Annotated in this window: 12 protein-coding genes; 6 read left to right on the forward strand and 6 right to left on the reverse strand. The window is 61.4% G+C overall.

Translation table 11 applies throughout. The annotated features are described in order from the left end of the window. Nucleotides 1-3: 3 nt before the first annotated feature. Nucleotides 4-879 carry a beta-keto acid cleavage family enzyme gene (locus tag ACYVIA_RS02045; protein WP_460837399.1) on the reverse strand — a complete coding sequence of 292 codons (876 nt, stop codon included), beginning with the start codon at nt 877-879 and terminating at the stop codon, nt 4-6. Nucleotides 880-1,235: 356 nt separating this feature from the next. On the opposite strand from ACYVIA_RS02045, the gene ACYVIA_RS02050 reads away from it, so the two are divergent. From ACYVIA_RS02050 to ACYVIA_RS02075, 6 genes are read left to right on the forward strand one after another with little or no spacing between them, the layout of a single operon-like run. Continuing rightward, complete coding sequence (locus ACYVIA_RS02050) at nt 1,236-2,015, forward strand: enoyl-CoA hydratase/isomerase family protein (RefSeq protein WP_460837401.1); 780 nt, start codon at nt 1,236-1,238, stop codon at nt 2,013-2,015. Nucleotides 2,016-2,045: 30 nt separating this feature from the next. Next, complete coding sequence (locus ACYVIA_RS02055) at nt 2,046-3,203, forward strand: acyl-CoA dehydrogenase family protein (RefSeq protein WP_460837403.1); 1,158 nt, start codon at nt 2,046-2,048, stop codon at nt 3,201-3,203. Nucleotides 3,204-3,233: 30 nt separating this feature from the next. Further along, nucleotides 3,234-4,106, forward strand: coding sequence for an SDR family oxidoreductase (locus tag ACYVIA_RS02060; RefSeq protein WP_460837404.1), 873 nt, complete (start codon nt 3,234-3,236; stop codon nt 4,104-4,106). Beyond that, nucleotides 4,106-5,725, forward strand: a complete 1,620-nt coding sequence (locus ACYVIA_RS02065) for an acyl-CoA carboxylase subunit beta (protein ID WP_460837406.1) — start codon at nt 4,106-4,108, stop codon at nt 5,723-5,725. Before ACYVIA_RS02060 ends, ACYVIA_RS02065 begins: the two co-directional genes overlap by 1 nt. A gap of 38 nt (nt 5,726-5,763) precedes the next feature. Continuing rightward, the gene (locus ACYVIA_RS02070; protein ID WP_460837407.1) at nt 5,764-6,921 is read left to right on the forward strand and encodes an acyl-CoA dehydrogenase family protein; all 1,158 of its coding nucleotides are present in this window, start codon (nt 5,764-5,766) and stop codon (nt 6,919-6,921) included. Then, complete coding sequence (locus ACYVIA_RS02075; RefSeq protein ID WP_460837409.1) at nt 6,918-8,930, forward strand: acetyl/propionyl/methylcrotonyl-CoA carboxylase subunit alpha; 2,013 nt, start codon at nt 6,918-6,920, stop codon at nt 8,928-8,930. Before ACYVIA_RS02070 ends, ACYVIA_RS02075 begins: the two co-directional genes overlap by 4 nt. Nucleotides 8,931-9,058: 128 nt before the next feature. Here the strand turns inward: ACYVIA_RS02075 and ACYVIA_RS02080 are convergent, their stop codons facing one another. The 5 genes from ACYVIA_RS02080 to ACYVIA_RS02100 all read right to left on the reverse strand — a co-directional run bounded on the left by ACYVIA_RS02080 (nt 9,059) and on the right by ACYVIA_RS02100 (nt 14,934). Beyond that, nucleotides 9,059-9,808 (reverse strand): SDR family NAD(P)-dependent oxidoreductase, encoded by a 750-nt coding sequence (locus ACYVIA_RS02080; RefSeq protein ID WP_460837410.1) that lies wholly within the window; start codon nt 9,806-9,808, stop codon nt 9,059-9,061. 224 nt (nt 9,809-10,032) lie between these two features. Continuing rightward, the gene (locus ACYVIA_RS02085; RefSeq protein WP_460837412.1) at nt 10,033-10,284 is read right to left on the reverse strand and encodes a hypothetical protein; all 252 of its coding nucleotides are present in this window, start codon (nt 10,282-10,284) and stop codon (nt 10,033-10,035) included. Between the two features lie 204 nt (nt 10,285-10,488). Then, nucleotides 10,489-10,977: a GNAT family N-acetyltransferase gene (locus ACYVIA_RS02090; protein WP_460837413.1), complete on the reverse strand. Its 489-nt coding sequence runs from the start codon at nt 10,975-10,977 to the stop codon at nt 10,489-10,491. 49 nt (nt 10,978-11,026) lie between these two features. Further along, entirely contained in the window at nt 11,027-12,553 is a 1,527-nt protein-coding gene (locus ACYVIA_RS02095; RefSeq protein WP_460837415.1) for a M48 family metallopeptidase, read from the reverse strand. A gap of 707 nt (nt 12,554-13,260) precedes the next feature. Beyond that, entirely contained in the window at nt 13,261-14,934 is a 1,674-nt protein-coding gene (locus ACYVIA_RS02100; protein ID WP_460837417.1) for an AMP-binding protein, read from the reverse strand. Nucleotides 14,935-15,088 lie beyond the last annotated feature (154 nt).

Here is a 15,088-nt window from a genome sequence, read left to right on the forward strand (position 1 = left end):
TGCTTACGCCGCATATGCAGCGAGACCCATCCTCTGCCGCGCCTCGTGAACATCCGCGATGTCACGGCCTGCCTTGCGCGCGCAGGCGGCGATCGCTTCGATGAGCTGCGCATTGGAGGTGGCGCGCGTGCCATCCGGCAGGTAGAACGTGTCCTCCAGTCCGGTGCGCAGATGGCCGCCGAGGTCTGCGGCACGCTGGTGCAGCGGCCAGATTTCAGCACGCCCAATCGCGGTGACCTGCCAGTCGCATCCTGCTGGGATCAACCCGGTCAGGATGGGTAGTAGCGCCGGATCGGACGGCATTCCGGATTCGACACCCATCACGAAGTTGTAATGCGGATTGCCGGAGTACATGCCTGTCTTCACATACATATCGACGCAGCGCACGATGCCGACATCGAAGCATTCGAACTCCGGCATGGCGCCGGCCTCGCGCATGGCGACGAGGAAGGCGTCGATCTTGTCGACCTTGTTATCGAACAGCATCGGCGGCCAGGCCCATTTTCCGGAAGAGGTCGCCTTCAGGTAATTGAGCGAGCCCGCATTGCACGCCGCGATCTCGGGCCGGATCGCATTCATGCACGCGACAGGACCGCTGATGTCCGGCCCGACCACGCCGGTCGACTGGTTGAAGATCACGCCGGGGCAGGCTTCGCGGATCGCCTGTGCAATATCGCGCGCCACTTGCGGCTCCCATGACGGAAAGCGGCCCATGCCGGGCTCCTGGCTACGGAAGTGCACATGCATGACGGTCGCGCCCGCATCGAACGCCGCTTTTGCTTCGCGCGCCATTTCTTCCGGTGTGACGGGCACGGGGTGCTGCGCCGGATCCGTCAGTACGCCCGTGAGCGCGCAGGTGATGATGGCTTTATCAGACATGGTCGGTCCTTCCTGTCGGCGTGTGGAATGTGGCGGTGTGCCTTGATGCGGCTGATAGTAAAGCAACCGATTGATTGGAAGTTGCCGCAAAAACCGAAATCAACCGGATGCTTGTTTTCGCTCAATGCGCCCGCGGTACGGGAGATTGGTGGTGGGTGGCATGTCTGCGCGGTCGATTGATGCACATCATAAGTCGGTCAAACGCAGGACAAACGGTGCTTGCGTCGTATGGAGTAAAGCAAGCGATTGACTTAGTATCGATTCGACCCTGCAGCACTTTCGCTATGTGAGGTGCAACGCTGAGGACGGGTTCGGATGATGTGATCGCTTCAGGACGACAGTGCTATGGAGGCCGGATGAGCAAGGAGCTGGAGAAAGATCTGCTGGTGGACGTGCGGGACCGTGTGATGTGGCTGACGATCAACCGGCCCGAGCGACGCAATGCCATCAACGCCAATGTCCTCAACGGACTGCGCGAATCGCTGGAACGCGCCAACCGGGAAGAGGGCATGCGTGCCATAGTCCTGACAGGCGCGGGTGAACGCGCATTCTGCTCCGGCGCGGATTTGCAGGAACCTTCCTTTCGTTTCGACTATTCGCAACCGTATCAGTGGCTGGCTGACCTGCTGCGGCAGGCGCGGCGTTCAACAGTGCCACTGATTGCGCGAGTCAATGGCGCCTGCCTCGCCGGCGGCATGGGCCTGCTCGCAATGTGCGACCTGGCAGTGGCGAGCCAGGATGCCGTGTTCGGACTGCCGGAAGTGAAGGTTGGCGTGTTTCCCGCGCAGGTGCTCTCGGTGCTGCAGCACCAGGTACCGCGTCGCGTGCTGACAGAAATGTGCATCACCGGCGAGCCGCTCGATGCGCGTCAGGCGCTTTCGTACGGACTTGTGAATCACCTTGCGGAAGACGATCTCGATGCCACGCTCAACTGGCTGCTCAACCGGATGCTCGACAAGTCGCCGTCCGCCATCCGCCGCGGCCTGTACACGCTCAAGCAGATCGAGGCCATGCCGTTCGAGGCCTCCATGGCATTCACCGAGAGTCAGATCGGCCTGTTTGCCTTGACCGAAGATTTTCAGGAAGGGATTTCCTCCTTTCTGCAGAAGCGAAAGCCCAATTGGACCGGGCGCTAATGCTCGCGTCAGTTCACCTCAAGGGAAGCCATGTACCAGGCACTGCCGCCATCACCGCAATACTGCACCGAAGATCACCGCGCATTCCGCGACACCGTGCGCCGGTTCGTCGACAAGGAGTTGCTGCCTCATGTGGACGCGTGGGATGAAGCCGGTGAATTCCCGCGTGTTATCTACCGCCACGCCGCGGAACTGGGACTGCTCGGTCTCGGCTTCCCGGAGGAATACGGCGGCACGCCGGGCGACCTCTATTACGGCATGGTGATGGTCGAGGAACTGGCGCGCACCGCAAGCGGCGGCCTGCTCGCTTCCTTGTTCAGCCATACGATCGGTGCACCGCCGATTGTCGCCGGCGGTTCGGCTGAGCTGAAGGCGCGCGTGCTGCCGCAGATTCTGAGCGGGCAAAAAATCTGCGCACTGGCCGTGACGGAACCTTCGGGCGGATCTGACGTGGCCAGCCTGCGGTTGCGCGCGGAGCGTGACGGTGACTTCTACGTACTGAATGGCGAAAAGACGTTCATCACGTCCGGCATGCGGGCCGATTACATCACCGTGGCCGCGCGCACCGGAGGGCCGGGGGCTGCCGGGGTATCCGCACTGCTGGTCGATGGCGACACGCCGGGACTGACGCGCACGCCGCTGAAGAAGATGGGCTGGTGGTGTTCCGATACCGCGCACCTGCATTTCGATCACTGCCGTGTGCCGGTGGCCAACCTGCTGGGTCCGGAGAACTGCGCGTTCCCGATCTTCATGCTGAACTTCAACCGAGAGCGGCTGGCGCTGGCAATGCAGGCCTATGGCTTTGCGCGCGTCTGCCTCGATGAAGCGTCGGATTGGGCAAAGGCACGCACCACCTTCGGCAAGCCGCTCGTCGGACATCAGGTCGTACGGCACAAGCTGGTCGACATGGCCATGCGGGTCGAAGCCACGCGCGCAATGATCGAAGACATGACAGGGCGATTGGAGCGCGGCGAATCGCCGGTTGCGCAGATCTGCATGCTGAAGAACTTCGCCACACAAACCATGCAGTTCTGCGCCGACAACGCAGTGCAACTGCTCGGCGGAATGGGCTTCATGCGCGGCACGAAATCCGAGCGTATTTACCGCGAAGTAAAGGTCAACATGATCGGCGGCGGCGCCGAGGACGTGCTGAAGGAACTGGCAGCGCGCCAGCTGAGCTGGGCATAACAATGAGTACAGACAATAACGGAGACAACCATGTATCGCTCAATATTCACTCCCGGCCTGTTTGATGGGCAGACGGTCGTGGTCACCGGCGGGGGCAGCGGCATCGGACGCTGCACCGCGCATGAACTGGCATCGCTTGGCGCGACAGTCGCGCTCGTCGGCCGCACGTCGCAAAAGCTGGAGACCGTCGCCGTCGAGATCGCCGAGAGCGGCGGCCGCGCCAGCGTTCATCCCTGCAATATCCGCGACGAGGAAGCCGTGAAGGCCACGGTCGCGCAGATCGTGGCGGCACATGGCGGCATCGATGCGCTCGTGAACAATGCAGGCGGCCAGTTTCCGTCACTGTTAAGAGATATCTCGAAGAAGGGCTGGGAAGCCGTGGTGCAGACCAACCTCACCGGCGGCTTCCTGATGGCGCGCGAATGCCTCCTGCAATCCATGCAGCGCACCGGCGGCGCCATCGTCAACATTGTTGCCGACATGTGGGGCGGCATGCCGGGCATGGGGCACTCCGGTGCCGCACGCGCCGGCATGGTGAACTTCACCGAAACCGCTGCATTCGAATGGGCGACGTACGGTGTCCGCGTGAATGCCGTGGCGCCGGGATACGTCGCCTCATCCGGGCTCGATGCCTATCCGCCGGAGATGCGCCAGCTGATCATGCAGGCCGGCAAACAAACGGCCTTGCAGCGCATGGCAACGGAAGCGGAGATTTCCGCCGCCATCGTCTTCCTGCTGTCGAAAGCGGCGTCCTTCATCACCGGCACCGTATTGCGCGTGGACGGCGGGCGGCCGAACGTGCGAACCGGTTTCCCCATGGAGATACAGCGCGAGACGGCGCCGTACAACGGCTTTCACCTGGCGCGCATGCCCAAGGTGCTGCAGCAAGGGAAGGGAAGCTGATGCCCGCCATTGAATCCCGCGTCGTGCCGCAGAGTGCGGCCTTCCAGTCGAACCGTGACGCTTTGCTCGCGCAGGTGGAAGAGTTGCGCGCGCTGGAGCGTCGCACGCGCGACAAGTCCGCCGCCTCGCGTGAACGATTCGAACGCAAAGGCAAACTCTTGCCGCGCGATCGTTTGGGACGCCTGCTCGACCCCGGTGCGCCATTCCTTGAACTGTCGACGCTTGCCGGCTACTGCCTCGACAAGCCCGACCCGGCCAAGTCGATTCCCGGCGGCGGCATGGTGGCGGGAGTCGGCTTCGTCAGCGGCGTGCGCGTGATGATTGTGGTTGACGACGCCGGCATCGATGCGGGCGCGGTGCAGGCGATGAGCATCGAGAAGTTCCAGCGTGCACAGATGATCGCGCTGGCGCAGAAGCTGCCGTTCATTCACCTCGTCGAAAGCGCGGGCGCAAACCTGCTGAACTACAAGGTGGAAACCTTCATCTACGGCGGCAGCGGCTTCTACTGGCTGGCGCGCCTGTCTGCTGCCGGCCTGCCGGTGATCAGCGTGGTGCACGGACCGAGCACGGCCGGCGGGGCCTACATGCCCGGCCTGTCCGACTATGTTGTGATGGTGCGCCAGCATGCGAAGGCCTTCCTTGCCGGGCCGCCGTTGCTGATGGCGGCAACCGGTGAAGTGGCAACGGAGGAGGAACTGGGCGGAGCGGAAATGCATGCCACGACATCCGGCCTTGCCGAATACCTTGCCGAAGATGATGCCGATGCGGTGCGCATCGCGCGCGAGCTGGTCGCCGCACTCGGATGGAATCGCGACATGCCGCCCTTGCAGCGCGAATTCAGCCCGCCGCTGTATGACGCGCAAGAGCTGCTCGGCATCGCGTCGATGGACCACAAGAAGCCGCTCGACATGCGCGAAGTCATCGCACGCATCGTCGACGGTTCGGACTTCCTTGAATTCAAGCCGGATTACGGACCGGCAACGCTGACCGGACATGCGGCCATTTGCGGCATGCCGGTGGGGATCATTACCAACAACGGGCCGCTGGATCCGGCCGGCGCGACCAAGGCAACGCATTTCATCCAGGCTTGCTGCCAGTCCGGCACGGCGCTGCTGTACCTGCAGAACACCACCGGCTTCATCGTCGGCAAGGCATCGGAGCAGGCCGGCATGATCAAGCACGGTTCGAAGATGATCCAGGCGATGTCGAATGCGACAGTGCCGCGCATCACTATCCATTGCGGTGCTTCGTTCGGCGCGGGCAATTACGGCATGTCGGGGCGCGGATTCTTTCCGGATTTCTGCTTCACCTGGCCGAACGCCCGCACCGCCGTAATGGGGCCGGAACAGGCGGCCAACACGATGGCGATCGTGATGGAAGGCAGCATGCGCCGCAAGGGGCTGGAGGTGGACCGCAACTCCATCGACGCGATGCGCCTGATGGTGATCGACACCTTCGAAAAACAGACCAGCGCCTCGCATATCTCCGCGCGCCTGCTCGACGACGGCGTGATTGATCCGCGCGATACGCGCAAGGTGCTGGCATTCGTGCTGTCGGTGTGCGACGAGGCGCGCAGGCGCACCGTCAATCCAATCCAGTTCGCCATCGCAAGGCCCTAAGTACTTCTCAAGCCAAGAACAATACACAGGAGACAAGCATGCAATTCACCCACGAACACCAGGAGCTGCAACGCAACGTGAAGCGCTTCATCGACAACGAGATCAATCCTTTCGTCGATGAATGGGAGGCGGCGGAAATCTTCCCTGCGAAGGAATTGTTCCGGAAGATGGGCGAGCAGGGCTTTCTCGGTGTGTCGAAACCGGCGGAGTTCGGCGGCATGGGGCTCGATTATTCCTATTCCGTAGCGATGGCCGAAGCGCTCGGTCATATCCGCTGCGGCGGCGTGCCGATGGCGATCGGCGTGCAGACCGACATGGCAACGCCGGCACTGGCGCGCTTCGGCTCGGATGCCTTGCGTCACGAATTCCTGACGCCGGCAGTCAGCGGCGAAGCGGTTGCTTGCGTCGGCGTATCCGAGCCCGGTGCGGGCTCCGATGTCGCGTCAATCAAGACTACAGCACGCAAGGATGGCGACGACTACGTCATCAACGGCAGCAAGATGTGGATCACCAACAGCCTGCAGGCTGACTGGATCTGCCTGCTTGCGAATACCTCCGATGACGGGCGCTACCGTAACAAGTCGCTGATCATCGTGCCGATGAAGACGCGCGGTGTGTCGGTGGCGAAGAAGATCAAGAAGATCGGCATGAATTCGTCGGATACCGGCCTGATCTTCTTTGACGAAGTGCGCGTGCCGCAGCGCAACCGCATCGGCGAAGAAGGGCAGGGCTTCATCTACCAGATGCTGCAGTTCCAGGAAGAGCGCATGTGGGGCGCCGCGAATGCGACACAGGCGATGATGAACTGCATCGACCTCACCATCGAATACGCGAAGGAGCGCAAGGCATTCGATATGCGCCTGATCGACAACCAGTGGATCCATTTCAAGCTGGCGGAGCTCAAGACGGAGGTCGAGTGCCTGCGCGCGCTGGTGCACCGCGCCTGTGAACTGTACATCGCGGGGCAGGACGTGACCGAACTGGCCTCGATGGCCAAGCTCAAGGCCGGGCGTCTTGCGCGCCTCGTGCCGGATAGCTGCCTGCAGTTCTGGGGCGGCATGGGTTATACCTGGGAAAACCCGGTATCGCGCTTTTTCCGTGACGGCCGACTGACGTCGATTGGCGGCGGTGCGGATGAAGTCATGCTTGGCATCATCTGCAAGTACATGAACATCCTGCCGGGCAAAAAGAAATGAACGGCCGGCGCTTTCAGACGGTACTGATTGCCAACCGCGGGGAAATCGCACTGCGCATCATGCGCACGGCGCACCGGCTTGGATTCCGTACCGTCGCCGTATATTCGGATGCGGACAAAAACGCGTTGCACGTCCGCGCTGCGCATGCCGCCGTGCATATCGGCGGATCGCAGCCTTCGGCTTCTTATCTGAACATTCCCGCATTGATCGATGCCGCGCGCCGGTCCGGGGCGGACGCGGTTCATCCGGGCTACGGTTTTCTTGCCGAGAATGCGGAGTTCGCTCGTGCCTGCACCGAGGCCGGGCTGGTCTTTGTCGGGCCACCTGCGGATGCCATCCATGCAATGGGCAACAAGGCCGGCGCAAAACGCCTGATGATGGATGCAGGTGTGCCCTGCGTGCCCGGCTATCAGGGGTCGGACCAGTCCGAATCGCGCATGCAGGAAGAGGCGGCGCTGATCGGCTACCCGGTCATGATCAAGGCGGCTGCCGGTGGCGGCGGGCGCGGCATGCGCAGAGTGGATAGGGAGGAGGATTTCCCTGCTGCGCTGCGCTCGGCACGGTCGGAGGCGGAGAGCGCATTTGGCAGTGCGGAAGTGATCCTCGAAAAGGCCATTGTCGAGCCGCGCCATATCGAGATCCAGGTGTTTGCAGACACGCAGGGAAATGTCGTGCATCTCGGCGAGCGGGATTGCTCGGTGCAGCGGCGCCACCAGAAGCTGATCGAAGAGTCGCCGTCGCCTGCGATCACGCCGTCCCTGCGTGCGCGCATGGGAGAGGTCTCGGTTGCTGCGGCCAAGGCAATCGGTTATATCGGCGCCGGCACGCTGGAATTCCTGCTGGACCGCGATGGCAACTTCTATTTCATGGAGATGAATACCCGCCTGCAGGTGGAGCATGCCGTCACCGAAGCGGTCGTTGGTGTGGATCTGGTCGAGTGGCAATTGCACGTGGCGCAAGGCGGCTGTCTTCCGCTGACGCAAGCGGAAATCGATGCCCGGCTTGCCAGCGGCGGACATGCCGTTGAAGTGCGGCTGTGCGCGGAAGACCCGCAGCAGGGATTCCTGCCGCAGAGCGGAGTCGTTGCATGCTGGCGTCCACCGTCTGCGTTGCGCTGCGACCATGCACTGGAGGACGGACTGTCGATTCCGCCGTACTACGATTCGATGGTGGCCAAGCTTATTGCACATGGCCACGACAGGGAGGACGCTTTGCGCAGACTGGCGCGCGGTTTGGAAGATTGCGTGCTGCTCGGCGTGAAGAGCAATCGGCAATTCCTGTCACGTTGCGTGAATCATCAGGCGTTTGAAGCGGGACAGGCGACGACAGCGTTCATCGACGCCTGGTTTCCGTCTTCGGAGCGCACGTCCGGGAAGGCAGATGCGCTGACGCGCGCCATGGCTGCCGCCTTGCTGGCATTTCATCAGCTGGAGCAGGAAAGACCGCGCTATCCCGCAGAGCTCTGCGGCTGGTCAAGCAGCGTGCCGTATCCGCAACAACGCTCCTTCGAGCTGGATGGTGAAACGGTCTCGGCACAGTTGACGACGCTGCCGGCCAGCACATGGCAGGCGGAGGTGGACGGCGAGACCGTTTGCATGAACATCGTCGACGCTCGCTCGCACGAACTGACCATGGTTGTGAATGGAATGAGCCGAAAACTCGCTTATGCGCACGAGGCATCAGTCCTGCACTTTTGCCTGGATGGGGTTGAGCATTCGGTCCTGGATACGACTTATGCCCCAGGCAAGAGCGACCGGCGTGGCGCGGGCAGCGGACGAATCACCGCACCGATGAACGGGCAGGTGGTGGCCGTGCATGTGGAGGAAGGCGTCGAGGTGAAGATCGGCCAGGTGCTGATGGTGATCGAGGCGATGAAGATGGAGCACGGCGTGATTGCGCAGGTGGACGGACAGGTGAAGGAGCTGCTCGTCTGCGTCGGTGACCAGGTATCGCCGGGGCGCCTGCTGATCGATATCTCCGTTGGCGATACGGTCGAGTTGCGTTCCTGACCGCATGCACGAAAGAAAATGATGGCCGAAAAAATGGAGCAATCCGGAACGCGTGATGCGTCCGGTTGCTCCATTTATAAGCTCGGAGAATTCGTCTTGTTGACTTATCCGACTGCTTGTCCGACTGCTTATCCGACGGTATAGCCGCCGTCCACCACGATTTCCTGACCATAAATGTTCTTCGCCGCATCCGATGCGAGGAAAACCGATGTTTCCGCAATGTCTTCCGGCTGTCCGAAAGCGCCCGGCAGCAGGCGAGAAGTGATTTTTTCACCGACCGCCGCCAGCGTTTCCGGCGGCAGGCCGACCGTTCCCCACAACGGCGTGGCGATCGGTCCCGGCGCGATGGAATTCACGCGGATGCCCTTGGGCGCCAGTTCCGCGGCCAGCGTTTGCGACAGGGACTTGAGCGCTGCCTTGCTGGCGCTGTAGATCGCAAGGCCGGGGAAACCGACCTGCGTCAGGAAGGTGGTGATGAACTGGATCGAGCCGCCTTTGCGGATATGCGGAACGAACAGGCGCGCGGTTTCGGCCGCAGCGAACAGGTTCACCGAGAACTGCTCCATGAATGCCTTGGCGTTGCTGTCCTCAAACGACACGACGCGCGCGATTCCCGCATTGGGTACGAGAATGTCAATAGCGCCAAACTTGTCGACGGTGGCCTTCAGCAGGCGCTCAAGGTCTTCGTGCCGGGTGACGTCGCCGGTGACGGCGAGGACATGGTCAGGACTGGCTGCGACAAGGGATTGCAGCCCATCGTTGTTGCGTGCAAATGCGACAACCTTTGCACCTTCAGCGACGAAGCGTTCAACGATCGTGCGGCCAATGCCGCTGCTTGCGCCGGTGACGACGGCGACTTTACCTTCCAGACGTTTCATTTCTTGCTCCCGAGAGAATTGTTCCTTGCTGCAAACGGATGGAGGTCTTTTGGACAAGCGCCATCGTCGAAGTTCGCAACGCAGAACGGGCGTTGTACGGTCATTCGATATCGAGAAAAACCATGGTGGGGATATTGCTCGCACAACCGAAACGGCGTGTTGCGCGAGCATTGCGGCAGATGCACCACGATGACAGCGTCACATGGTGCACACGCCAAAGGTGTTTAGCTGCCGCAGCTACCGCAGCACATGCCGGCTTCGCCAGCCGCTTTCTTGAGGCCAACGCCGGCCTGCTTGAGGACGGTGCGGATTTCCTGGGTGGAGGTGAGTTCGTCGTCAAAATCGACGGCGACGCTGGCGTTGGTCGTGGAAATGGCAACCTTGCTGACGCCGTTCACCGATTTCAGGACGCGCGCAATCACCATCGCGGCGGCTTCGTCCAAAGCTTGAGTCAATTCGAGAGTTTCAGATTTCATATTGATCCTTCCTGGATAAGGGGGCTGATTTCGGTAGGGGAAACTCTACCATAAGATTCATTTAAGATGAATCTTAAATTTGCGAACAAGTGGTGAATCGCGTATCGAGCCCGCCACGGGAGGCGCCGCGGCGGTTGCGGGTTCGGCAGGGAGGCTCTGCAGCGGTCGATATATGAAAGGAATAGCAACTTTGGCAGTCGCTGATTATTCCGGCTTCCGCGTGTCCCGCCCGATGCGCATGTGAATGAGCGCGACCCGCTTGCCGTTCCTGTCTTTCCGCTCCTCGACAGCATAGGGAGCAAAACCCAGCCTGGGATAGAGCAGGAGCCCCGCCACGTTCTCATTGAAGCAGGAAACGCTCACTTCCTTCGCGCTGTATGTCGAGAAGGCGAGCTCCACCATGTGTGCCACAAGGTAGCGTGCAACGCCTTTTCCCCGCGCCGATGGTGAAACGATCACATTCCCGATGGCGCAGCCTTCTTCACCCCAACGATAGAAATTGGCGAAAGCAACCAGCTCACCGCCAAGTTCCGCTACGGTGGAATCGCGGCGTGCGGCGATCGACTGTTGCAGCTGGTCCGGCGTCAAAGGAAAAACAGCCTTCGGATACATGAAGAACAGTTCATCTTCATCGCGCGGAAAGGCGCATATAGAAGGGAGGTCTTTGCTCTCGACTGGTCGGCAGGTCAGCATGGACATCATTCACGGGGCAGGGCGGCAAGTCGCGCATTCTACGCCACGATCACGCCGCTTTCCGCTCCAGCGGCACCAGTTCCTCCCACCAGTATTGCGCTGCCGGTTCCCCGCACTTTTCAAGCAGGTAGTCGTAGCCGGCGTTTGCCGCGCTTTCCAGCAGGCTGCGATCTTTTTCGGCTGCCGTCCTGAGGTACTTCAGTCCGCGCTCGTCGTCCTCGTCGAGGAGAATGCGGCCGTACACATAGGCTGCCTTCGGAAAAGGCCCACCGGGCTGCGCCATCAGGTATTCCAGCACCGGTTTCGCTTCCTGCGGCGCATCGAATTCTGCTTTCAGCAAGGCCAGCTCCTGGAGCTCATGCGGCGGGAGGTTTTGCCATTGCGGCGTGAACAGCTCCCGCAGCCGCTGCTTCGACCGCACCGCATGGCGATGGCGCCGTTCCCATTCCTTGCTCTCTTTTGCCCACCATGCCTGATCGAATTCCTCGATCAGGTGCCTGGTCATCCTTGCTCCGAGCAATGCCTCTGCAGCCGTAGTGGTGATCGGGTCAGGCATCTTCAGCGCCTCGCCAGTCGCTTCGACCCGGTCGCGCAGGGCGGGATGCGTATCGAGCAGGCCGGACTGCTCGCGCCATGCTTCTGACAGGCGCTCCTTGGTTGCCCACTCCGGATACGAGATGCGGAAGGCTGTGCGCATCGATGCATACGGCAGCATCGCGGGGCGGGGCGCAGTGTCGACTTCTCTGTAGACGGCGGACCAGAACGATTCGTGAAACCAGCGCCCCAGCAGCGCATCGCGGATCAGTCCGGTGGCATTCGCTTCTGCGCCGACAAGCTGCGTGGCAGTGCGGTCGGCCTCATATTCGTTCTGCCGCGACAGCACGAAGGTATAGGCGTTGTAGTAGGGCATGAACCAGTCGAGCGCCGATGCGAAGAGACCGTGCGCAACACTGTTGTCGCGATCATCCGCAACCTGCTGGTACAGGGCGCCGAAGGTTCGCCGTTGCCGATACACCCAGGCGCCCAGCTTGCCGTGGTTGCCGCAAATGTGCCCGTATTCGTGCGCGACGGTCGCAAGCATTTCATTGGCCGGCACGCCGAGCATGTAGGGCAGGCCGAGCATCAGATAGTTGGTATGGCCGCCAAAGAAGCCCCAGCGCGGAAGCTGCGATACGGCGGCGTTGTACCGGTCGTCGATCAGCACATGATGTACCGGCGGTCCGTTGAGTTTGCGCCGCATCTTATCGAGCACGGCAAAAAGCCGGGGCGCCTCTTCGCGCGTGATCGTCCTTCCCTCCGGCGGAGGAAGCCGCATGAAGAACATCCGCAGCACGACGAAGAAGATCGGGATCATCGAGAAACCGAACAGTGCGATGGTGATGATGCTGCCGCGATGCCCTTCGCGTGCCCAGTGGAAGGCAAAGTAGATGAACGCCGCAATCCCGGCCAGCGAAGCGAAAAGCGCGAGATAAGCGGCGCCGCTGATCATCAGGACCTTGGTGCGGAAGAGCGCCGGGCTGTGCTCTGCCTGTGCTTCGAGCCGGCCGATGAGGCCTTCGTAGACGTAGCGGTTCATTGGTTTTCCTTCTTGTTATCCAGACGCGGGACGGCATTACTTCCCGTCCGCGCCTGCCGGGCTCCTCGGCACGAAGGAGCGTATGCTCCCCCGCGTCCTGAAAGCAAGCGAGGTGATCAGCGCGTATGGGAACGGGCATCCTGAATGTGAGCCGACATAAGGCAGGGACCATCCTTCCGTGAAGGCTATCTATTCTCATCTGACAGCGGGGATGCCTGACTGCGTGACGGTCAATGTCTGTCAGGCAAGATGGTAAGCGCAGTCCTCGACGCAGCGCCATCCCGAAAATATGGGAGAGCCGCTTCGGCGGCGGCAAAGTATCAGAGTTGCAACGTGTGCGGGAGCGGTGTGGAAGCAGATCTGCAGTCCGGCGCAACAGCCGGATTGCAGTGAAAAGATTTATGCCGGCCTGCTTGTATCGAACATATTCGGCAGGCGCTGCGCCAGCATCATGGCGCCTTCGAGTTTCAGCGTCGCCTTAACCCTCCCTTGAGCATCGCAATCAGGTTGTCGTCGCGGATGGTGAGCGCAAGGTCGGGCGAGGGCGCGGTGCCTTCATGTGCGGTGCATTGGCCGCTGGCTTGATTACCAAGGGTATTTTCCCGATCAGTTCATTGACGGACCTGTGTGCTCCAGAAAAGAAGTGGCCTTTGCTTCCGTCATTGGCTCGCGCGTAAAGGGGGCTGCGCAGCAGGCGTCCGCTGCCCTTAATGCGGCGCAGCATCACGTAATGCCCGGCGCAGTATCTTGCCGATCGGCGTCTTCGGCAGTTCGGCGCGGAACTCGATGTGCTTCGGGATCTTGTAACGCGTGAGGTTGGTTCCGCAATGCGCGAGCAGGTCTTCTGCGGTCAGCGTCGGGTCGCGCGGCACGACAAAGAGCTTGACCGCTTCGCCGGAATGCGAATCCGCGATGCCGATAGCGGCAGCTTCCAGCACGCCGGGATGAGTCGACACGACCGCCTCGATTTCTGCGGGATAGACGTTGAAGCCGGACACGATGATCATGTCCTTCTTGCGGTCGGTGATCGTGACCCAGCCGTTCTCGTCCATGGTGCCAATGTCGCCGGTCTTCAACCAGCCATCATGGGACAGGACTTCGGCCGTTTCTTCCGGGCGGCGCCAGTAACCTCTCATCACCTGCGGGCCGCGCACGACGATTTCTCCCGGCTCGCCGGGAGGACACTTGCTGCCATCGTCGCGGCATATCCGCACTTCCGTCGATGGCAGCGGGATGCCGACCGTGCCGATGCGCGTGCGGTCGAGCGGATTAATGCACACGCCCGCCGTCGCCTCGCTGAGACCGTAGCCTTCCACCATCGGCACGCCGGTCATGCCCGTCCAGCGCTCCATCACGGGGCGCAGCATCGCCGCACCCGCGCCGATGGCGAGCTTTGCCGCGCGCGAGCACTCGCGGTTGAAGCCCGGTGTATTGGATAGCGCGTTATAGAGCGTATTGACTCCGGTCATCACGGTCCACGGATAGGTCCGCATCGTCTTCACGAACGCAGGCAAATCCTTCGGATTGGTGATCAGCACATTCAGTCCGCCGAGCGGCATGAAAGTGAGGCAATTCGCGACCAGCGAAAAGACGTGATACAGCGGCAGCGGCGTGAGCACCACTTCCTGCCGCACTCGCAGTGTCTTGCCGATCCATGCGCTGCACTGGAGCACATTGGCGACGACATTGGCATGCGTGAGCATCACGCCTTTCGATACACCGGTGGTGCCGCCTGTGTACTGCAGGAAGGCGATGTCGGAAGACTTCACCTTGATGTCGGGGCGGCGCATTTTCTGGCCCAGAAGAATCGACTGGCGGAACTGCATTGCCTTATCGATCTTCCATGGCGGCACCATCTTCTTCACATGGCGTACCGCCATGTTCATCAGCAGGCGTTTGGGCAGGTCAAACATGTCGCCGACCTGCGTCACGATCACATGCCGCAGGTCGGTGCTTGCCATCACGTTCTGCACCTTTGACGCAAAGTTCTCCAGCACGAGAATTGCTCGCGCACCGGAGTCCTTCAGCTGGTGCTCCAGCTCGCGTTCGGTATAGAGCGGATTCACGCTGACCACCACCAGCCCGGCTCGCAGGACACCAAAGAGCGCGACCGGGTATTGCAGCAGGTTGGGCAGCATGATGGCGACGCGCTCGCCCTGGCTCATGCCGGGAAGCGAACGCAGGAAGGTCGCGAAATGCGCAGACTGCTGGTCAAGCTCGGCATAGCTCATCGCCTGGCCCATGTTGGTGAAGGCCGGCAGGTCCTTGTACTTGCGGCACGCCGTCTCGAAAAGCTGGTTCACCGAACGGTAAATGCCCGTGCTGATCTCGGCGGGCACACCGGCCGGATAGTCCTTCACCCAGGGTTTGCTAGTCTCCATCGCGCACCTTTTCGTTGTTGAGTATTTTGAAAAGATGCTACGCGCGCAGGGGGATAAAGCAATCGGTTGATTGAAACCTTACGCGCCAACAGAACGTACTGTTGATATTGGTCTAATGCGTGGAGCGTCGCCACGGTGCATTGGAGCCGGGTGG

The sequence above is a fragment of the Noviherbaspirillum agri genome (genome assembly GCF_054780595.1).